17 protein-coding genes and 1 pseudogene are annotated in these 19,606 nt (G+C 67.4%); 13 read left to right on the top strand and 5 right to left on the bottom strand.

Annotation, left to right across the window (positions count from 1 at the left end; all coding sequences use genetic code 11):
- Window positions 1-140 precede the first annotated feature (140 nt).
- From ACWIZO_RS24995 to ACWIZO_RS24980, 4 genes are all read left to right on the top strand, one after another.
- Window positions 141-359: a ribbon-helix-helix protein, CopG family gene (locus ACWIZO_RS24995; RefSeq protein WP_448643003.1), complete on the top strand. Its 219-nt coding sequence runs from the start codon at window positions 141-143 to the stop codon at window positions 357-359.
- 222 nt (window positions 360-581) lie between these two features.
- Entirely contained in the window at window positions 582-755 is a 174-nt protein-coding gene (locus ACWIZO_RS24990; RefSeq protein WP_448640276.1) for a hypothetical protein, read from the top strand.
- A gap of 83 nt (window positions 756-838) precedes the next feature.
- Window positions 839-1,093: a hypothetical protein gene (locus tag ACWIZO_RS24985; protein WP_448640275.1), complete on the top strand. Its 255-nt coding sequence runs from the start codon at window positions 839-841 to the stop codon at window positions 1,091-1,093.
- Between the two features lie 624 nt (window positions 1,094-1,717).
- Window positions 1,718-2,092: a hypothetical protein gene (locus ACWIZO_RS24980; protein WP_448640274.1), complete on the top strand. Its 375-nt coding sequence runs from the start codon at window positions 1,718-1,720 to the stop codon at window positions 2,090-2,092.
- Between the two features lie 201 nt (window positions 2,093-2,293).
- Here ACWIZO_RS24980 and ACWIZO_RS24975 read toward each other — a convergent pair whose 3' ends face one another.
- Both ACWIZO_RS24975 and ACWIZO_RS24970 read right to left on the bottom strand, forming a co-directional pair.
- Window positions 2,294-2,593 carry a hypothetical protein gene (locus ACWIZO_RS24975; RefSeq protein ID WP_448640273.1) on the bottom strand — a complete coding sequence of 100 codons (300 nt, stop codon included), beginning with the start codon at window positions 2,591-2,593 and terminating at the stop codon, window positions 2,294-2,296.
- Between the two features lie 824 nt (window positions 2,594-3,417).
- Window positions 3,418-4,190 (bottom strand): annotated as a pseudogene (locus ACWIZO_RS24970) (IS5 family transposase).
- Window positions 4,191-4,285: 95 nt separating this feature from the next.
- On the opposite strand from ACWIZO_RS24970, the gene ACWIZO_RS24965 reads away from it, so the two are divergent.
- Together ACWIZO_RS24965 and ACWIZO_RS24960 are read left to right on the top strand one after the other, a co-directional pair.
- A protein-coding gene (locus ACWIZO_RS24965; RefSeq protein ID WP_448640272.1) for an IS3 family transposase occupies window positions 4,286-5,457 on the top strand; the annotation gives its coding sequence in 2 pieces (ribosomal slippage) (window positions 4,286-4,556 and window positions 4,556-5,457; 1,173 coding nt in all).
- A gap of 379 nt (window positions 5,458-5,836) precedes the next feature.
- Window positions 5,837-5,992: a hypothetical protein gene (locus ACWIZO_RS24960; protein ID WP_448640271.1), complete on the top strand. Its 156-nt coding sequence runs from the start codon at window positions 5,837-5,839 to the stop codon at window positions 5,990-5,992.
- Here the strand turns inward: ACWIZO_RS24960 and ACWIZO_RS24955 are convergent.
- Window positions 5,985-6,284 carry a hypothetical protein gene (locus tag ACWIZO_RS24955; protein ID WP_448640270.1) on the bottom strand — a complete coding sequence of 100 codons (300 nt, stop codon included), beginning with the start codon at window positions 6,282-6,284 and terminating at the stop codon, window positions 5,985-5,987. The two genes, ACWIZO_RS24960 and ACWIZO_RS24955, sit on opposite strands and share 8 nt — an antisense overlap.
- A 63-nt stretch (window positions 6,285-6,347) precedes the next feature.
- Between ACWIZO_RS24955 and ACWIZO_RS24950 the strand changes: the two genes are divergently transcribed.
- Window positions 6,348-6,896 carry a hypothetical protein gene (locus tag ACWIZO_RS24950; protein ID WP_448640269.1) on the top strand — a complete coding sequence of 183 codons (549 nt, stop codon included), beginning with the start codon at window positions 6,348-6,350 and terminating at the stop codon, window positions 6,894-6,896.
- 168 nt (window positions 6,897-7,064) lie between these two features.
- Here ACWIZO_RS24950 and ACWIZO_RS24945 read toward each other — a convergent pair whose 3' ends face one another.
- Both ACWIZO_RS24945 and ACWIZO_RS24940 read right to left on the bottom strand, forming a co-directional pair.
- Window positions 7,065-7,577 carry a DUF4231 domain-containing protein gene (locus ACWIZO_RS24945; RefSeq protein ID WP_448640268.1) on the bottom strand — a complete coding sequence of 171 codons (513 nt, stop codon included), beginning with the start codon at window positions 7,575-7,577 and terminating at the stop codon, window positions 7,065-7,067.
- 206 nt (window positions 7,578-7,783) lie between these two features.
- Complete coding sequence (locus ACWIZO_RS24940) at window positions 7,784-8,275, bottom strand: dihydrofolate reductase family protein (RefSeq protein WP_448640267.1); 492 nt, start codon at window positions 8,273-8,275, stop codon at window positions 7,784-7,786.
- A 565-nt stretch (window positions 8,276-8,840) separates the two neighbouring features.
- On the opposite strand from ACWIZO_RS24940, the gene mobF reads away from it, so the two are divergent.
- The 6 genes from mobF (at window position 8,841) to ACWIZO_RS24910 (ending at window position 19,304) form a co-directional block, all read left to right on the top strand.
- Window positions 8,841-12,479: a MobF family relaxase gene (gene mobF, locus ACWIZO_RS24935; RefSeq protein WP_448643002.1), complete on the top strand. Its 3,639-nt coding sequence runs from the start codon at window positions 8,841-8,843 to the stop codon at window positions 12,477-12,479.
- A 173-nt stretch (window positions 12,480-12,652) separates the two neighbouring features.
- Entirely contained in the window at window positions 12,653-12,865 is a 213-nt protein-coding gene (locus ACWIZO_RS24930) for a helix-turn-helix transcriptional regulator (protein WP_448640266.1), read from the top strand.
- Between the two features lie 85 nt (window positions 12,866-12,950).
- A complete protein-coding gene (locus ACWIZO_RS24925) occupies window positions 12,951-14,048 on the top strand; it encodes a tyrosine-type recombinase/integrase (RefSeq protein WP_448640265.1) in 1,098 nt (365 codons plus the stop codon).
- 618 nt (window positions 14,049-14,666) lie between these two features.
- Window positions 14,667-16,184: a hypothetical protein gene (locus ACWIZO_RS24920; protein ID WP_448640264.1), complete on the top strand. Its 1,518-nt coding sequence runs from the start codon at window positions 14,667-14,669 to the stop codon at window positions 16,182-16,184.
- 2,064 nt (window positions 16,185-18,248) lie between these two features.
- Window positions 18,249-18,485, top strand: coding sequence for a helix-turn-helix domain-containing protein (locus tag ACWIZO_RS24915; protein WP_448640263.1), 237 nt, complete (start codon window positions 18,249-18,251; stop codon window positions 18,483-18,485).
- Window positions 18,486-19,304 carry an IS630 family transposase gene (locus ACWIZO_RS24910; RefSeq protein WP_448643001.1) on the top strand — a complete coding sequence of 273 codons (819 nt, stop codon included), beginning with the start codon at window positions 18,486-18,488 and terminating at the stop codon, window positions 19,302-19,304. It begins immediately after the preceding gene.
- Window positions 19,305-19,606 lie beyond the last annotated feature (302 nt).

Genomic DNA, 19,606 nt, shown 5'->3' with positions numbered 1-19,606 from the left:
GCTACCCCATGCCGCTGGGGTTCGACGGCCTCGCCCAGGTCGATCGCATCATATCGGCGGAACCTGCGCCTATCCGCATACAAGCGGAGCAGAATGGTGCTGGACCGTAGGAAACGCAGAAAGAACTACCTAATCGACGGCTGCACACGCATCTGACTGACGACGAGGCCAACCTGGTCGAGGAATTGGCGCAAGCCGATGGCAGGTCTGTTTCTGCCTTCATTCGCCGGGCGTTGTTGCGGCATACGAGCTACCAACAGTCGGCGGCCAAGGCGAAGCTCAGTTCCGCAGAGCTATGCAGCGCCAGGATGTCACGCCTCGGCTCAAGCGGCAGAAGTGAGCGACAAACACACAACTGAACAAGGTTGCAACCAAAGACGATACACAAGTCAGAAGATGGCGCGGCTTCAGTCGTTGCGCCTCAACGGCCGGATGGACGACCCCCGCAACGAGAGTGTGCTCGACACCCGACGAGACCTCGCTGTATACGCCGTCTTGTGGTTGGTCTACGCGCAAGAGAGCGTGCCAGTGAGCTATTCTCAGTAACAACTCGGCCCGATCGGTGGTCATGTGGTCCGGTCGTGCTCGTGGTGGAGCAGAACGAGGGCGGCGGCGCCTCAATGATCAAGTTTCTGCTGTACGCCATCCTCTTGGCGCTCTGCTGGCCCATCGCCCTCTTGGTCGGTGCCATCTGGCTTATCCTGTTCATCGTCGGCCTGTTGTTCCGGCTTATCGCGGCAGTAGCGAAGGCCTAAACGACCTGCTCGCCGATCCAGAGGCCCCATCGACTTACATCGTCGGCGATGCGACGGACGGCTTCATCGGCGCGCACCAAGGCGTGTCCATCCTCAAGAACGTGCACCCAACGACGGCATGCGCCGGCGAGCACTGCGTCGTGCACAACCCCAGTGATCACCACACGCGCCGCCGGCCGCTGGTCTGGCCCGGCGACAAAAGTGTCTTCGAGCGGACCTGTCCGCACGGCATCGGTCACCTCGACCCCGACGATGCGGCCTTCTTAGTCCGTATCGGTCCGGGCCATCTAACGATCCACGGCTATGACATGCTGAGTTGCTGCGAGGACCGCCGATGAAGGGCTGGTCCGGTCACGTCATCTGCACCCCCATCGCCAATGGCGGCTTCGAGTGTCACTGGCACTACCCGGCTTGGTACCGGCTCCTGATGAGTTTTGGTTCGGCTCGTTGGCGATGCTGATGCTGGCTGTTGCAGCGGTTGGCCTGGCCGCTATCTGGTGCGGCTTGCTCGCCAACCGTCAGAAGGCGTCTCGGACCTAAGCATCATTAGACCCACAGTAGAGACAGAAGCAAGAGTGCATGCTCGGCTAGGGCCACCAGCGCGGCGAGGTGGTGCCTGCTCCAACAATCCGCGCTTAGCGCGCTATCCGACCAGCGAGGATCGCTCGGTGCGGGCCGTGTCAATACAGTGCGTGATCAGACTTGACTGCCTTGCTAGTCTGACGACTTAAGGGAATCCTACCATTCATGGAAGGGGCAACGATGACCGAGCGTCAATCTGAGGAAAGTAGCGCCGAAGGTCGGGGTCGGGGTCGGGTTGCTATGGGACAAACCTCACTCGGTGGTCCTCCCCGTCGCTACTTCGTAGCTTCTCCACAAACCCCCGGAACCGTGGAGCCGGACCCCGCTGAAGCAAGTGTCCGCACTCCGCCGCGTAATCCCGCGAGTCAGGACGGCTGACCATGGGTCTTAGCTTCCGGAACGACACCCCGGATCGGATGTCGCTAGCTTTCCTTAGGTGGGATCCGAACTGCCCCGGTGGCGACGAGGGTCAGCCCTTTTCCGGCCACGGGTGGTACACGATCGAACCTGGCCAGACGCGTGAGGTCTGGCATGGTGATGCTGGCGATTGGCACAGGTGGTGGGGGTATTTCGCACGCACCGTCGCCGGTCGGTTTTGGGCCGGCGACTATGGGATGAACGTCCCCATTCACGCGTTCAGCCGGTGTTACAGGGAAGGTGTGGGCGGTGCGAGCAGCGAGTTTGAGCATATCGGCTTCCGTGGCCTTCTCATGGACGACGACTACGACGACTTCGTCCAGCCGTTGAGCTACTGACGCGGCACGTCCAAGAGAAGTTGTCCAGTGACACCCGACGCAATCAAAACTTGCACTGCGTTCCCTGCGATCGACCCGTACGGGCGCGCAACGAGGTCGTGAACGGCGTCGAGACTGCGAGGCGCCTTTGACCCCATGGCCCCGGAATGTACGCCACTCCACTCACCATCCGGGCCAGAGCAAGAGGTTCTCGGCCGAGGTTCAGAGTTCCTGCAGTTCGTCTCTGACAGGTGCCGGCAGCGCCTCACGCGCGCCACGCCCGCCGATCTTGACTCCCCGCCACTGAACGTTCACCTGCTCCGCACGTCGGAGGTCGGGCAGGTCCTTGAGCACGTCGGCTCGCCGAGCCTGATCGAAGATGTGCCGGCGCAGCGCTAGGTCCTCTAGCGCGACTTTGCGTATCCGACGCTGCTTACAGACAGAACGAATCGTCAAGCACACGGACGTAACGATGGTCGCAGCCGACCCGCTTATCAATACCTCGACGAGCGAGTGGTCCATGTAGGTCCCCTATCAAGAGGTCCGATAGCCCGAAAAAGTGCGCGCGATAGCAACGGTTGTTGCTCGAATGACTGAGGGGCGTCACCAACTCTGTCCGAAGTCGGGCCTCTCAGTGCAGCGTCACTATCCGCACCCCTGACGGGGGCGACCTCGCTCACAGCGCGCTGCTCTCAACGTCTAGGAACAGTCAGCTTGCGACTGCGCCTCTGCCTTGGCTTGCCTGCCTTGCATCACCTCAGCGGGTCTTGTGTACCCCTCCATGCACGGTATCCCTCTGTCCACCGGAACACGTACCCATCAACACGTCCCACTCTCCAACCGTGTCAACGACTCAACCCCTCGGTCATCTACATGCGTGTCTTGAGTCTGCCCCGCCCGACGTGTCGTCCGTCTGACCAGTGCGTTTGCCAGGTCACGCCGGCTTCGTGCGAGCCGGTGCGGACCGCGCCTACGCTTATGGGTTTGGGCCCTTTAGGCAGAGCTTGGCAACCAGTCCTCCAAAGGATTGCCTAGTAGAGTTGTTAACGCGGTGACGCAGAGTCAGCCCGCGCTAACGCATAGCTTTTGGCCCTAACAGACTCCCCCACTTGGCAGACGTTTTGTGGCCGTCTAGATCCAAGACCAGACCCATGTGTTCAAGATCCGATCGGTTGGGTTGAAACGCGTCTAGGCGAGTTCATGCGGTCTAAGCAGCGCGACGTCGCCCGTAGCGTGGTCGAACATCGCTACACGGCAGTCAAAAACTGCCACGACTCTGGCAAGAGCTTCACAGCCTCCAGGCTTGCTGCCTGGTTCTTGGCCTTAGAGCGCGTCTCATGACTGGGTCAGCGGGCCAGCCGGCGGGACATGGTCATGATCATTGCTATGTAGACCATCGCCTCGGCGTGCTCAGGCAGGATCTCGTAGTCGCGGACGCAGCGGTGGTGCTTGCTGATTCAGGTCAGGGTTCGTTCCACGACCCAGCGGCGCGGGATGACCTGGAAGCCGGCGAGGTCGTCGGTGCGCTTGACGATGGTGACGGTGAGGGCCAACACCGCACCGGCCCAGCGCACCAGGCGGCCGGCGTAGCCGCCGTCGGCCCAGATCAAGGCGATGGTGGAGAACTTGGCGCGCAGCGCGGCCAGCAGTCGCACGCGCCGTCGCGGTCCTGCAGGCCGGCGATCGTCACGACCACGGTCAGCAGCAGGCCGCCGGTGTCCACGGCCAGGTGCCGCTTGCGGCCGTTGACCCGCTTACCGGCGTCGTAGCCGCGCGAGCGGGCGGGCACGGTGTCCGCGCCGCGGATCGACGCCGAGTCGATCACCGCCGCTGTGGGCAGCGGATGACGGCCGGCGACGATCCTGACGCGATCGCGCAGCGCGTCGTGCAGCCGGGTCCACGCCTCGGCACGCACCCAGCGACGGAACAGCCCGTAGACGGTCTTGGCCGGTGGGAACTCCGCCGGTAGCGCCGACCAGGCGATGCCGCCGCGGACGACGTAGAAGATCGCATAGAGCACCCGCCGCCGCGGATGCTTCTTCGGTCGACTGCCGCGGCCGCCGGTGTTGCCCGGTGGCGGCAGCAGCGGCTCGAGCAGCGTCCACTGTGCGTCGGTCATCGACGAGGACGGATAGAACCCGCACGCCGCGGGACTGCTGCAAGTCCGGTTGACACCGCTTCTGTGGGACGAGGTCCCGCGGAGAGGATGTCGCTGTGCCCAAGAAGTTCCCGCCGGAGTTCAAGCGTGACGTCGTCCGGGTCGCCCGCCGCGGTGACCTGAGTCAGGCCGAGGTCGCGGCTGACTTCGACATCTCGGTCGAGTCGGTGCGCCGCTGGGTACGCCAGGCCGACATCGACGACGGCGTCGTCGACGGGCAGACCAGCGCCGAGCAGAACGAGCTGGTGCAGCTGCGCCGCCAGATGCGCCGGCTGGAGATGGAGAACGAGATCCTGCGCCGGGCGGCGGCCTACTTCGCCGCGGGCAGCCTCCCAAAATGAGCTACCCGCTGGTCCGTGACCTGGCCGCCGAGGGCATCCCGGTGCGGCTGACCTGCGGGGTACTCGGCTTCAGCCCGCAGGCGTACTACACCTGGCTCACTTCCCCGGTCAGCCGGCGCGACCTCGAGGAGGCCTATCTCACCAACGCCCTCATCGACGCCCACGGCGATGACCCGGAGTTCGGCTACCGGTTCCTCGCCGACGAAGTCACCGGCGCCGGACTCGTCGCCGGCGAGCGGCGGATCTGGCGGCTGTGCTCGCAGCAGAAGTTGTGGTCGACCACCGTGCGCAAGGGCCGGCGAGGTATGGGCAAGAGCCCTGGCCCGGCGGTGCACGACGACCACGTGCAGCGGAACTTCACCGCCCAGCGACCCGACCAGATCTGGGTCACCGACATCACCGAACACCCCACCGCCGAGGGCAAGCTGTACTGCTGCGCGATCAAGGACCTGTTCAGTAACCGGATCGTCGGCTACGCCCTCGACGAACGGATGACCGCCCAGCTGGCCGTCACCGCCCTGCGCGCGGCTGTGGCCAGACGCCGACCGGCCGGTGTCGTGGTGGTGCACAGCGACCGCGGATCGCAGTTCCGAGCACGATCCTTCCGCGCCGTTGTGACCGCGGCCGGGCTGAAGGGCTTGATGGGCCGCGTCGCCTCCGCCGGAGACAACGCCGCGATGGAGTCCGCGATGGAGTCCTGGCACGCGCTCCTGCAGAAGAACGTCCTGGACCGACGGCGCTGGCGCACCCGCGACGAGCTCCACGGCGCGGTTGTGTTCTGGATCGAGCACACCTACAACCGCCGCCGGCGCCAGCGCGCCCTCGGCAAGCTCACCCCGGTCGAGTACGAACTCGCCTTCACCACTCAGGCCGCCGTCGCGGCATGATCAGTCCCAACCGCCGTCAACCGAAGCTGCAGCAGTCCCCGCGGGCCGACTCGCGGCCGCGTGGTGAGTCGGGCACGACAGGCACGAGCAGACCGGCGCGACTGACATCCGAGCTCCTAGTGAGGCCGGAAGGTGTAGGAACCACCCGCTCTACCAGGAGCTCGTCCTGTCACCGGACTGCCACGCCGCGCCGCCCGACCGAGTGCGAAGACGCGTTCTTAGACGTCCATCCCGTCGGAGAAGCCTTCGTCTTTATCACAGCTCCGACGACGGCCCAGGTCGAAGCCATCTTGTGGCGAGAAATCGGCAAGGCCCTCGCAAGGGCAACCTTTCGGGCCGCGTCAGGCTCGACGCCAAGTGGTACATCGGCCAGGAGCTGGTGGCGTACGGACGCAAGCCGGCCGACTATGACCAGGCCGCCTTCCAGGGCATCCACGCCAAGTACGTCCTAGTGGTGCTCGACGAGGCGGATGGCATTCCCAAGAGCCTGTTCGACGCGGTCGACTCCCAGGGCCTCGGCAAAGTCGTCACGTGAGGCCCAGGGTGGCCAGCGGCAGCAGCGGTGTTCGCGCGTGTTGTTGCAGGCCGGCGGCGATGTTGAGGTGCCCGGCCAGTCGGAGGGCGTTGACCGCCAGGGTGCGCAGGCAGGCAAGGTTCGTCGATCCGTGGCTGGTGCGAACCTGGCTGTGGTCTTCGCCGAAGACGACGTCGCGGATCCAGTGCAGGCCGGCCTCGATCGCTAACCCGGACAACCCGTCGTCGCACTTCTCGACGGTCTGCAAGCCCGGCAGCGGCTGCAACGTCCTGCAGGTGTCCGCCTTCGACACGCCGGCCTATACGAGCGAGGAGGTCCCAGCAGAGCTCTGTCGCTCCTGGTCTCTCCCGAGTGGGTGGAAGAACGCAAGAAGCGTTGGGGCGTCACCTCGCCGATCTACCAGTCCGAGGTGCTGTGCGAGTTCCCGGACATCAGCGACGACAGCCTGATCGACCCGAAGTGGATCAAAGCGGCCCAGCAGCGGTCGCTGCAGCGGAACTGGAAGCCGCAGCTGGGACCGGACATCGCTCGGTACGGCGAGGACGAGACAACCATCTACCGGCGCGAGGGCGGCTGGGCTCCGCTGTACCGCTCGCACTCCAAGACCGACACCATGACCACGACCGGCCACATCGTGCGGGCACGCGACGAGATCAATGTTGAGTCCCAGATTTCGTCGAGATCGTGGTGGATGAGGTCGGTGTGGGCGCCGGCGTCCTCGACCGCCTCCTCGAGCTCGGCGCGGACGTGGTCGGCTTCAACGGCGGCGAGGCTCCCATCGAGAAGGAGAGGTTCATCAACCCGGCGCGCGGAGCTCTACTGGGCCTGCGAGAGATGTTCGAAGAGGGACTCATCGACATCGACCCAGACGACGACCAGCTGGCAGCTCAGCTCGGAGCCATGAAGTGGACCGTGGATAGCCGGGGACGCATCAAGATCGAGTCGAAAAACGACATGCGCAAGCGGGGACTCCCCTCACCAGACCGGGCCGACGCCCTTTGCATGACGCTGGTTGAAGGCTGGCGTAAGCTTGGACGTCGAGCCCCACTCGGGCGGCACGATAACTGGAGATTTACTGACGGCGCGCTGGTGACGGCGGATCGTACTGGGCGGTCTTCGACTCTGGGCCGCTGAGACTTGCCCAGTGCAACATCTCCTGGCGCTCGATATTGTTTAAGCGACTCGCCAATTGCTGATCCTTACTATTAGGCTCGCCGTAAGGGTGGACGCCCGCTTTGTAGAGTCTCATCTCACACTGAATTTTCTCGCAGACCATCTCGCAGCTTAGCCAGCTGTCCCGCCAATGAAAGACAGAACGTAATCCTGTGAGAGCAACAACGACGGCTCCGAGTATGGCGGGCAGGCGGGCATCGTTTGGGGTCAAGATGCCGCTGATCGGAATGAGGGAACATACGGCAAGGAGCACCACCTCGGACACTCGGAACCCTCGCTGAGATCTCGCAGCCGCATGGTGATATGAGTTCCAGCACGTTTGAGCTTCCGCCAAGGCGTCGAATGGGGAAGCTGCACTGCCGGGCGGCTTGCTGTCGACGCTTGTGATGTCGGGACCATGGGCTTGAGTCATGTCGGAACTATCCGGGAGTCGCGGCACTTCGAGGAAGAGGCGGCGGGCCTCTCTTCGCGTCTAGGCTCAGGCAGCGATGAGCACAGGGCAATCCCATGATCACGCCACCCTGCAGGCCGATTCGAGGTCGTGTGTTCACCGCCTGGTCTCGTACCTGGTCAGCAGCACGCCGTCGGGAAACGTCCGGGTCTCCATCAGGTCCAGGTTCACCCAGTCGTCCAGGGCGGTGAAGAACGGCGTGCCGCCGCCCACCAGGACGGGGTGGGTGACGATCGCGTACTCGTCGATAGCCCGGCCCGCATGGCTGCCGCGGCGAGGGTGGCGCCGCCGACGTCCATGGGGCCGCCGTCCTCGGCCTTGAGCCGGGTGATTTCGGGAACCGCGTCGCCGGTGACCAGGCGGGCGTTCCCGTCGACCGCACTGGTCATGGAGGAGAAGACCACCTTCGGCATGTCCCGCCAGCGGCGGGCGCACTCGATCTGCGCCGGTGTGGCGCCGGGCTGCCGGTCGGCGGTCGGCCAGTGTGAGCTCATCGTCTCCCACAGTCTGCGCCCGTACAGCGCCGTGCCCGTCGCCCCCACCCGGTCGGACCACCACCCGAACAGCTCGTCGCTCGGCACGCTCCAGCCGAGGTCGTCGCCGGGCGCGGCGATGTAGCCGTCCAGGCTCAGGTTCATGGCGAAGGTCAGTGTCCGCATGGGGAGCCTCCCGTGAGTCGGTCTTCGGCGTGCAGACCAGCACGGCGCGGAGGACTGATCGCTCGGACCACACCGAGGGCCGGTCGACCACCACGCCAAGCAGACGCTGCGTACGGACAGGAACCCGACCGGGAGAGCTGCAGGACAGAGCAGTTCCCCCTAGTCCGCGGTCCCGCAAGCCCCCCGGTGGACCTCCCGGCACGGGGAGGACGACCGGAACAGACCTGGCGTGCCGGCCTCAGCCTCGGCGCCGGCCGCCGCTCGACATCCACGCCGCCGTGTCTAGGGTGGCGTGACGCGGACCGGTGCACCGCGGAGCTGATCGTCATCCGCATCTGCATCTGGGAAAAGGCGTCCGACTTGGCGTAAATGGCAACCGCAGATCATCAACGATGAGACGCCTCAACGTCGCAGGGCCGCCACTCGAGTCTTCTCGTATGTACGCTTAGTACTTCACCAAAGAACGGCACGCATGCTACCAATACGGGTAGTGTGGGCCCCGCTTCTCGGGGCCCACTGCCGTTTCTGGGGGTGACGTGTTGGTCATTGTTGGGTGGCGTTGAGAATGCACGGCGGAATAAAGGTTTACGCCGGTGCTCCTTCGGCGGCCCGGCACTACCTGGAGGCAGGCCGGGGCCGGGCCGATGACTACTACCTGACCGAGGGCAGCGGGATCGCGCGCCGCTACACCGCCGGCGGCGGGCGGGTGCAGGAGCTCGCTGCGCTGGCCGGGGATCGCTACGAGGCGTGGGTGGCCGGCCTGGACCCCGACACCGGAACCGCGCGCGGTCGGCTGCGGACCGACGGCCGCGCGGTGCGGTTCGTCGAGGTGGTGGTCAACGGCCCGAAATCCTGGTCGCTGGCCGCCGCCCTGCACCCCGACATTGCCGCCGGCTACGACGCCGCCCAGGACCGCGCCGCGACCCAGATCATCGGCTGGCTCTCACAGCACGCCACCACCCGGGTCGGCCCGCGCGGCGGGCAGGTGCAACTTCCGGTGGAGGTCCTGGAGGCGGTGACCGTGCGCCACCACACCTCCCGCGCCGGGGATCCGCACCGGCATCTGCACCTGCAGATCAACGCCCGCGTCTTCGCCGCCGGCAGATGGCGGGGGCTGCACACCGTGGGCGTGCGCGACTCGCTGGCGGCGATCAACGGCATCGGGCATGCCGCGGTGGTCAGCGATCCGCGGTTCCGAGCCGCGCTGGCCGCGCACGGCTACACCCTGGACGGCACGGGAGAGATACGGCAGCTGGCAGAGCACGTGGGCGCGTTCAGCGCCCGGGCGGCGCAGATCGGGCACAACCTGGACCGCTACGAACGAGAGTGGACCGCAGCACACCCCGGTCAGACGCCGGGCCCGGCGCTGCGGCGGGCCTGGCATGCGCGGGCGTGGGCCAAGGGCCGCCCGGACAAGGTCACTCCGCAACCCGGTGCGGACCTCACCGCCCGGTGGGTCGGCGAGCTCACCGCCCTGGGCTACCGCGACCGCAACCACCCTGTGGACGTGGCGACGACACCGGTGGGCACCCTCGACCGGGAGGCCGCCGTGGGGACAGTGCTGACCCGGCTGGCCGCCGGCCGCTCGGCGTGGAACGCCGCCGACGTCCGCGGCGAGGTCGAGCAGCTGATCGCCGCCGCGGGCATCGTCGTCGACGCCGGGGTTCGGATGGAGCTGGCCGAGGACCTGACCGCACGCACGATGGCGCGGTGTGTACCGCTGTTGGACCGGGAGGGAGTTCCGGAGCACATCCGGACGTGGACCTCCCAGCCGGTGCTCGACGTGGAAGCCGACCTCACCAGTCGGCTCGCCGCCCGCAGCGCTGCTTCGCCGGCCGATCCACGGCCGCGGCCTGAGTTGCCGCTGGCCGCGCTCACGCGGCTGGATCCCGGCCAGGCAGCCGCGGCCGCCGCACTGGCCGGTGACCGGCCGCTGCTCGTGATCGAGGGCGCGGCCGGCGCCGGCAAGACCACCCTGCTGACCGCCGCCCGCGACCTCCTCGAAGCGCAGAGCCACCGACTGACGGTGGTGACCCCGACGCTCAAGGCCGCCAAGGTCGCCGCCGCGGAGCTCGGCACCGCCACCGGGTCAGCGGCGTGGCTGGCCTACCACCACGGCTGGCGCTGGGACGACGACGGCGCCTGGACCCGGCTGGCCGTGGGTGACGCCGACCCTCGCACCGGAAAGGTGCATGCCGGGTCACGAGAGGCAGAGCGGCTGCGCGCTGGGGATCTGCTGCTGGTCGACGAGGCAGGCATGCTCGACCAGGACACCGCCTGCGCCCTGCTCACCATCGCCGACGAGAGCGGAGCCCGCGTCGCGCTGCTCGGCGACCGCCACCAGCTGGCCGCTGTCGGCCGCGGCGGCGTGCTGGACCTCGCCGTCCGTGCAGTCGACCCGCCCGGGGATCTGACCCTCGACGAGGTGCACCGCTTCACCCGCACCGACCAAACCGGTCACGCGACCGCGGATAGCGAGTACGCCGGCCTGACCCTGACCATGCGCACCGGCGAGGACCCCGGCATGGTGTTCGACGCCCTCGTGGGCTGCGATCAGATCCGGCTGCACCCTGATGCCGGCGCGCTGCAGCAGGCGCTGGCCGACCTGGCTGCTGCCCATCACCGCGACGGCGTGCGCGTGGCGGTGGTGGTGGACACCCGCGAGCAGGCCGCCGAGCTGAGCGCCGCCATTCGCGCCCGGCTGGTCGCCGAGGGCCGCGTCGACGACCGCGCCGCGGTCACCACCCGCGCCGGGCAGCGCATCAGCGCCGGCGACCGGATCGCCACCCGCCGCAACGACCGCGCCCTCGGGGTGGCCAACCGCGATACCTGGACCGTCACCGCCGTCGGCCGCCTCGGCGACGTCGTTGTCACCCCGGCCGACGCCGCTCCTGCTGACGTCACCCCCGACGCCGTCACCCCTGCGACAGCGGGGCAGCGGGTGCTGCCTGCCGGCTACGTCACCGCCCACGTGGAGCTGGCCTACGCCAGCACCGCGCACGCGGTGCAGGGCGACACCGTGTCGGCGGCGCACGTGGTGATCAGTGAGCACACCGGCGCGGCGTCGGCCTACGTCGGGATGACCCGCGGCCGCACCGCCAACACCGCCCACCTGATCGCCGTCGACTTGACCGAGGCGCGCGAGCAGTGGATCGCCGTGTTCGGCCGCGACCGAGCCGACCTCGGCCCCGGCCACGCCGCCGAGCTCGCCGCCGCCGAGGCCGCGCACTACGCCGCACCCCGCCCACTCGAGCAGGTCCTGGCCGACCTGCACCAGGCGTGGACGGAAGAGCAGCGCTGCCTGGACCTGCTCGCTCTGTTGCAACCAATGCGCGACCGGCTGTGCGAGGTCGTCGTGCTGCAGGTCGGCCACGCCGACCAGCTCGCAGCCCTCGAGGGGCGGTGCCGGACGTCGTCCCGCGCCGCCGCACAAGCCATGCAGCGGTTCGACGTCAATGGCTCAGCCGTCATGGCGCAGGCGGAGCGCATCCGCGATGAGCTACTCCGTCGCTGGGACAGCGAACGGAGGGGAGCCCGGGCTGCGGCTCGGGCCGTGCTCGATGGCCCCGGCCGGCTGCGATGGCGGCGAGCCGCCGTCACCCACGCCGCAGGGCAACTCATCGACTGGGCCGACCGGTGGCGTCCCCACCTGTCGCAGCTGCCCACCGACGCCGGCAGGCTTGCCCGGTTCGCCGACGGGTCCGACGACCGGGCGGCGCTGGCCGCCGCGTTTGACGCTGCCGCCCGGCGCACTGCCGAAGATGCCCATCCCGAATACGCCGTCCTGCGCGCGGCCGCCGACGCCGCTCGGCACGAGCACGAACGGGCGCGACACGCGCTGGCCGAGGCGGGCCGCCGGGGCGAGGAGGAGCTGGGCCGGTTCGGCGCGGTCGGCCGCACCCCGGATCCCGCGGCCAGGCTGGCCGACCTCGACCGCGACATCGCCGCCGACCAGCGTGGGCTGGCCGCAGCACGGGTGCGCATCGCCCAGCTGGAGGCCGATCCGGCCCTGGCCGCCCAGTCGGCCGACCGGCTTGGCGCAGAGCGGGACACCTGGCGCGTAGCCCGAGACGCCGACCGCCTGCAGTCCCAGTCGAGCCCCCGGCGGCCGGTCGCTCCCGCGGCAGGGTTCGGTAGCCCGCAGCCGCGGCACCACGAGGTAGCCGCCGGTCGTCGGGATGCCGGCCCGTCCCTCGGACGGTGACCGCGAGTCTCCAGTAACGGGACGCGAGCTCCACACGAGAAGTAGTGGAGGACTACCGGAGGAGGACTGGAGACGGTCGGAAGAACTTGGCCGTGAGCTGTCACCAATCGCCCCGAGAAGGCGCCTTCTCCAGGCGTACGGCCCACACCAGCCGATCGGATCCGGAGTCCGCCATGACCCAGCCCGCCACCGGCCGCGAGCCCGAGCTGCTCACCATCACCGAGGCCGCCGAGCTCGTGCGCGCCCCCGTCGCCACCCTGCGCTACTGGCGACACCTGGGCACCGGCCCGCGCAGCTTCCGGCTGGGCCGCCGCGTCCTCTACCGCCGCGACGACCTCCACGACTGGATCACGCAGCAGCGCGCCGAGACCGTCGACCGTCGGTGACCGACCCGTCCACCGGTGCGCCGCTTCCTCCCCAGGACGGCAGGACGGCGTTGACCCGGGGACCAGTCGTGGGCACGGTCGCCTGATGGCAGGGACCATCACCATGGACGTGCTCAGCGACGGCAGCAAGCGCTACCGATCGCGGTACCGCGACGCCGGCGGCCGACAGCACGAGAAGCGGTTCAAGCGCAGGGTCGACGCCCAGCGCTGGCTCGACGAGCAGACCTCGGCGATCGTCACGCAGACCTGGACGGCGCCGGAGCGGGGCCGGGTCACGGTCCAAGCCTGGGCGGAGCAGTGGCTGGCCGCGCAGACGGGCCTCAAACCCAGCACGCTCTACCGCTACCGGTCGCTGCTGCGGGCCCAGCTCCTACCGCGCTGGGGCCGGCACCGGCTCGCCGACATCACCCACGCCGAGGTCGCCGCCTGGGTGGCCCAGCTCGTCGCCAGCGGCCTCGCGCCTGCAACGGTGCGGCAGGCGCACCGCGTGCTCGCGCTCATCCTGACCCTCGCCGTCCGTGACGGGCGCATCCCGCGCAACCCGGCCGCTGGCGTCCCGCTGCCCAGAGCTCGGCGCACCGAGCCCCGCTTCCTCACCCGGGGGGAGGTCGAGCGGCTGGCGGACGCAGCGGGGGAGTACGGCGACGTCGTCCGGCTGCTGGCTTACACCGGGCTCCGGTTCGGCGAGATGGCCGCCCTGCGGGTCCGCCGGGTCGACTTCCTGCGCAAGCGGCTCACCGTCGCCGAGAGCGCCACTGAGGTCGGCGGCACCGTCGAGTACGGCACACCCAAGACGCACCAGCAGCGCACCGTGCCGATTCCGGCCGTCCTCGTCGAGCCGTTGTCCCGCCGCTGCGAGGGCAAGGGCCGGGACGACCTCGTCCTGACCTCGCCGGGCGGCGCGGTGCTGCGCTCGGGCAACTTCCGACGGCGGTTCTTCGATCCGGCGGCCAAGACCGCCGGGCTGGAAGACCTCACCCCGCACGACCTCCGGCACACCGCCGCGAGCCTGCTGGTGACCAGTGGCGCGAACGTCAAGGCGGTCCAGCGGATGCTCGGCCATGCTTCGGCAGCGATGACCCTCGACGTCTACGCCGGGCTCTTCGACGACGACCTGGGCGCCCTCGCGGAACGCATGGACGCCGCCCACCAGGCGTCAGTCACGAGACGTCACGGTACGTAGTGTGGGCACCGTGTGGGCACGGGGCCCTATCGCCAAGATCGACGATCACGACGCAAGCCGCTGACCTGGAACTTCATCGGTGGGGCGGGTGGGGCTCGAACCCACGACCCAGGGATTATGAGTGCTCACGCGCCATGCGCTGTGCCGACCTGGGTCGACGCAGGTCATGCGGGAGCATGGGTCATCGAGTACTCGGGTGTTCGATGGCCGACACGTAACGCCCTGGGGAAGGGGCGGCCAATGGGGCGGCCCTACTTGTTCTCAGTCGTGAGTCGACGACGGGACTGGCTGCCACCAGGAGTTACAGGCTCGGGTTCGCAGCCGCCGCCGCGGCGAGCTCTGCGGACGATCAACCGTCCGTCCCGTTACTAGTCATGACCATCGCTCCCACTACGCGCCCGACCCGTCCTGCGACTGCTCGGAACTCCCCGTGATAGAACCGTGATGGCGCGGTGACGTCGACGAAGCATGCTCGATCTGACGAATACGCGGCGTGGAGCCACCGGGTAGCCACCAACGCCCGAGGTCAGAGGGCCACAGTGGTGTCGTCTCGCTCGGCCCAGCTCACATGTCGCCAGTCTTTGCCTGACGCCGTCGGCTGCGTGTGGGGAGGTCCACATGACGCGCCAGTCGAACAGTGGTGCGGTGACACGCACGCTGCTGTTCATGCTCGGGATCGTGGTCCTTGGGGGCGTGGTTACCCTCCTGATCCGCGCGGAAGCCCGACCGTCTACGACCGTCGCCAGCTTCGATCAGGGGCTACAGCTCAGCTTTGGCCTGAGCCGGGAGGCGATCAGCAGGACGCTGCGGCTGGACCTGTGTGAGTCCGAGCAGTTGCGGGACTCTGCTGAGTGCTCGGACGAGGGGAGCGATGTCCCACGGCCCGAAATCCTCTCCGCAGCTCTCCGCGGTGATCTTATCAGCGGAGCCGGCAATCAGTTTCCCGCCGCCCAGTTCGGCGTCTCCGCCAGCAACGTGGGGAGATCCGGCCTGGTGGTGAACGTGAACGCCAACCCGACCACCCCCAACGACATCGGGCCTGGAGTCTACGAGGGCCAGGTGGTGATTGACCGGAGCGTGGGACCTGCCATCACGTTGCCGGTCACCGCGACCCTTCTCTCACGAAGCGGCGTCGTGGCATGGAAGGCCGGGACCGCGTTGGCGGTCGGGGCCCTCGCCGGAACACTAGTCAAGTGGCTAGAGGACACCTTCTCGCCGCTTGCGGCATTGCGGCGCAGGCAGCGGGGGGTGTGGAGCCGTCTGCTCCCGCACCGAGAAGTCCTTCCGACCACCGCGAAGAACCGGCTCGACGAGGCTCAAGGCTACATCGCCTCGTACAGCCTCGAAGAAGCTGGCGAACCCGTTCAACAATTGCATGACCACCAGGACAGTCTCCTAATCTTCGCCGACGCCGCAGAAGCGCTTCGAGAGGGGATGGACACCCAACGTCGCATCATGAAGGCCGATCCTCGCCTCCAATTTGCTGATGCAGCGCTTGTGGCCGAGGCGGAATTCCTGGATGACGTGCGGGCACGACCGTGGCCGTGGAAGGAGCCCGACACCGTCCTGCAGGAACTGCTCACGGTGCGACGATTTGCCGGCAGACTCGCAAATGTCCTGCGTCAGGCCGCGAACCAGGGGCCGGAGAGTCTGCCGGCTAAGCAGCTCGAAAGCTGGATCGACCGACTGGCTAAGGGTCAGACGATCGGTCAGGTCTTGGCTGACATGTCGAAGGTTGATGGACAACCGGCCGACGCGTCAAGGCAGGCCTCATGGGCCGGAATCAGCGGAACAGTAACGTCCTCGGACATCGCTGAGACTGCCGGCCACGACAGCCAGACCAAAGCGTCCGACCGGCAGCCGGCTGCAACCCGACGGGAATTGAGAAGGCGTGACCGCCGTCGGCCAAGCCTGTGGCTTCTGGACAACGCTTGGTGGCTAACCCTCTTCTTTGTCGCCTCGATCGTTACTTTCGTGGGGTTTCAGTCGGAATTCATCGACAACACCTCGTTTGAAGGCGATGCCGCGGACTACGTCCAACTCATCGCATGGTCCCTTGCCGTCCAAGTAGCGGGTGGGACAATCATCGAGACTATCGGGAGGCTTCGCACATCTCGAGCGGGCTTCGGGGCGTAGTGCAGTGATGGCGGCTGTGTCGGTCGGCGCTCGATTGGCTGGGTGAGCAGCGGCGCTCGGCTGGTCCCCAGGGAGGTCGACGCGGTGGGGCATTAGAACTGAAGCCGTCGCCTGCACAGCGGCCCGGCGACGGGAGTGCGAGCATCTCAGCGAGAGTCAAAAGAAGCGTCGAAGATGAGCAGTTATTGGGTTCAGTGGGAGTCGCCTCCGTCCAGCGCTGCTATGGTCCAGGCGATCCAGACGCGCGCCGCGAGCCATCCGTACATGAAGCCCAACGCCGCGCCATATATGACGAGCGCACCGACGAATGCGGGAGAAGGCTCGGCGATCCCAGTTCTTCGGACATCCCATTAAAAAGCCGCCTCGCGGCAGGTCCTATGTTGCCAAGTTGTCCCAGGGCAACTCCGATGAGAACCTTCGTCAGCCAATTTGACACCTATTCCAGGTTGGTGTTCGGCAGCTCTTTCCGGGCGTTACCGTGGGCTCGGGGTTGCTGCTGGCAGCACCATGGCCAGTGTCGTACATGGCTGTCGCTGTGCGAGGGACACCGAACAGGAACCCTGGCAGCCTGCCGAGCACCACTGCGGCAACTCCGAACACAAACAGCATGCCTAGTACGCGCGGGCGGACTTCCGAGGGCGTCGTCAGAGAGTGAGGTTTTCTCACCAGCAATCCGCACCAGCTCGAAGGGTGCGGTCGGCGCCGCTGGTCAGGGCTGTGACCAGTCGTTGGCGACTTCGATCACGGCTACTCGGTGCGGGTCCCGCCACGTGGCACTTGACACCTCCGCTGGCACATGCGCCTGACCTGCAGTGATGCCTCCTATAGCCGTCCGCGTACGGCAGATCCTCGTGAGAAAACCTCAGTAGGCCGCAATGCTGAAGATTCCGACCAACACGGCAGTGGCGAACACCGACGCCTGCCATGTCGGAGCGACCTTCAGCCGGCTCGACAGGGGAGCGGGAGTCGTTGATCCCTCGTTCCCTCGGGCGCTCATCGTCTCGCCAACGGATGACTGCTTGCTCGGGGCATCCCAGGGCTGTGGCCAGATCTTTGGTTAGGGCGGGTACGTCGCGGGTCGTCCTGCCGCTCATGACCACGGGCATTTCCCGCAATCAGGGTGATGACGCCATGACCGACAACCCCGCCCGCGGTGGGGACTGGGCAGGACTCGTCGCCCGGATCGTAGTTGTCGGCGATGGTCCGGTAGACCTCCTTCATGTTGCGGGAAGTCTGATCCAAACGCGCCACCACGGATCCGCTCACGGCATGCGGTGCCGACGCCGCCCACGCGGTCTACGCGCTGCTCCAAGCCGTCATCGCCCTTGATCGCCACCTCCTAGGCCGCCCTAGTCACGGCGGTCGGGAAGGGGTTTCCCTCCGCCGCCTGGTCCGGCGTATTGCGGGTGTCGTCGCACAGTCACCAGACGCTTGGCCATGGTCCCTCCCTCGGGAGGTGGCCCATCCTGATGTAGCGGCGTCACCGCTACGTCAATGCGGCGGAGCGCCTTCAACGCCCGTGGAGCACCGATCCTGACCGAACAGGTAGCCCGAACCCTACGGGCTGTTGGGGACGACATCTCCCATGCGCCGCCGAAACTCGCGCCGCGGAGGCACCTGGCGGCAATAGCCTGGCTTCGATACTGGGAAAGAGCCTTCGGTGAGGCCGGGGCGCGTTGTGACGGCAGTAGAGGTCCTCATATTTGGCGGACGGGACGAGACTGATCTCGTCGTGCGGCCGTTGGTGGTATGAGTCCATGTACTCGGCGACAGTGACCCCGTGGTCGCCAACCACTTCCGAAACCCTGGTAGCGGACCAATCCGCCTCGAGCGGCGGATGAGGCGTGTCACCTAAAGCGGTCACGCAGAAGCTCCGCACGAGCCGACCGAGGCCACTGGGCTGGCTCGGTGGGCTCGTGCGGAATTCTGTCAGCTGCTTCGTGCTGCGTTTGCCGAGCTCAACGCTTCACGGTGGGGCGGGTGGGGCTCGAACCCACGACCCAGGGATTACTAAGCCGATTGCTGCTTGGTTGACCGGCGATTCGATGCGGATGACGATGGACCATGCGCGAGGACGACGGCCGGAAGCTGGACCACCACACCCTTGAGGTGCTGCGGCTGCGGGCGGTCGATCAGGTGGCCCGGGGCGTGCCGGCGGCCGAGGTGGGCGCCGGGCTGACCGCGGTGGGCATCCATCCCAAGACGATCTACACCTGGCTGGCCAAGGCCCGGACGGGCGGTCGCCAGGCGTTGCTGTCGCGATCGGCGCCGGGCCCGCGGCGCAAGCTGTCCGACACCTAGCTGCGCGAGCTGGCCGATCTGATAATCACCACCGATCCGCGAGATCACGGATTTGCGGTCGCGCTATGGACCCGCGAGATCGTCCGGCAGCTGATCGAGGCGCGGTTCGGCGTGCCGTTGACCGTGGCCAGCGTCGGGCGCACCCTGCACGGCCTGGGCTTCTCCGCCCAGCGTCCGCTCTGGCGCGCCGAGCAGGCCGACGCGGCCGCGGTGGCCCGGTGGAAGGAGGTCGAGTATCCGAAGATCGCCGCGCAGGCCAAGGCCGCCGGCGGCACGGTCTACTTCATCGACGAGGCCGGCGTGCGCAGCGACTATCACGCCGGCACCACCTGGGCCCCGGTCGCCAAGACGCCAACGGTGCGCACTACCGGCGCCCGGTTCGGGCTGAACATGATCTCGGCAATCAGCGCGAAGGGCGCACTGCGGTTCTCGGTGCTGCCCGGCACGCTGACCGGCGCCCGGTTCATCGCCTTCCTCCAGCGGCTGATCCACGACGCCCAGCGCGCCGGTACCGGACCGGTGTTCTGCACCGTCGACAACCACCCGGTGCACCGCGCGAAGACCGTCGACCGGTTCGTCGCCTCCACCCACGGCGCCCTGCGGCTGCACCGACTGCCGGCGTACTCCCCGCAGCTCAATCCGGACGAATGGGTGTGGAAGAACCTCAAGCACGACGGGGTAGCGCCGGCGGCTCCCAAGGGGCTCGAGCAAATGAAGGCGGTCATCACCGCCCGGCTACGCCGGCTGCAGCGCCTGCCGCACATCGTCCGCGGCTTCTTCGGCGACCCAGAACTTGCCTACATCACCGCGGTCGCCTGACGTCATCCACCCTGCAATCCCATTGGTATGAGTGCTCACGCACTGTCCGCTGTGCTCACGTGCGTCGACGCAGGTCAGTCGAGAGCGTAGGCCGTCGAAAACTCGGGTCTTCGACTAAGGTCTCGACGCGCAGCGGGCATCACGCATCGTTACGACGGTCGTCTGCTCCTGGGCTTCCCTCGTAGCGGGGAGAAGTTGCGCCTCTTGAGAAGGGGCGATGGTGCGGCGGTACCAAGAGTTCGACGAGAACTTCAAGTCCGGCGCGGTCTGGCTGTTGTTCAAGATCGGCAAGCCGATGCGCA

This window comes from Geodermatophilus sp. URMC 63, from assembly GCF_053502565.1.
This window is presented reverse-complemented; position numbering and strand designations above follow the sequence as displayed.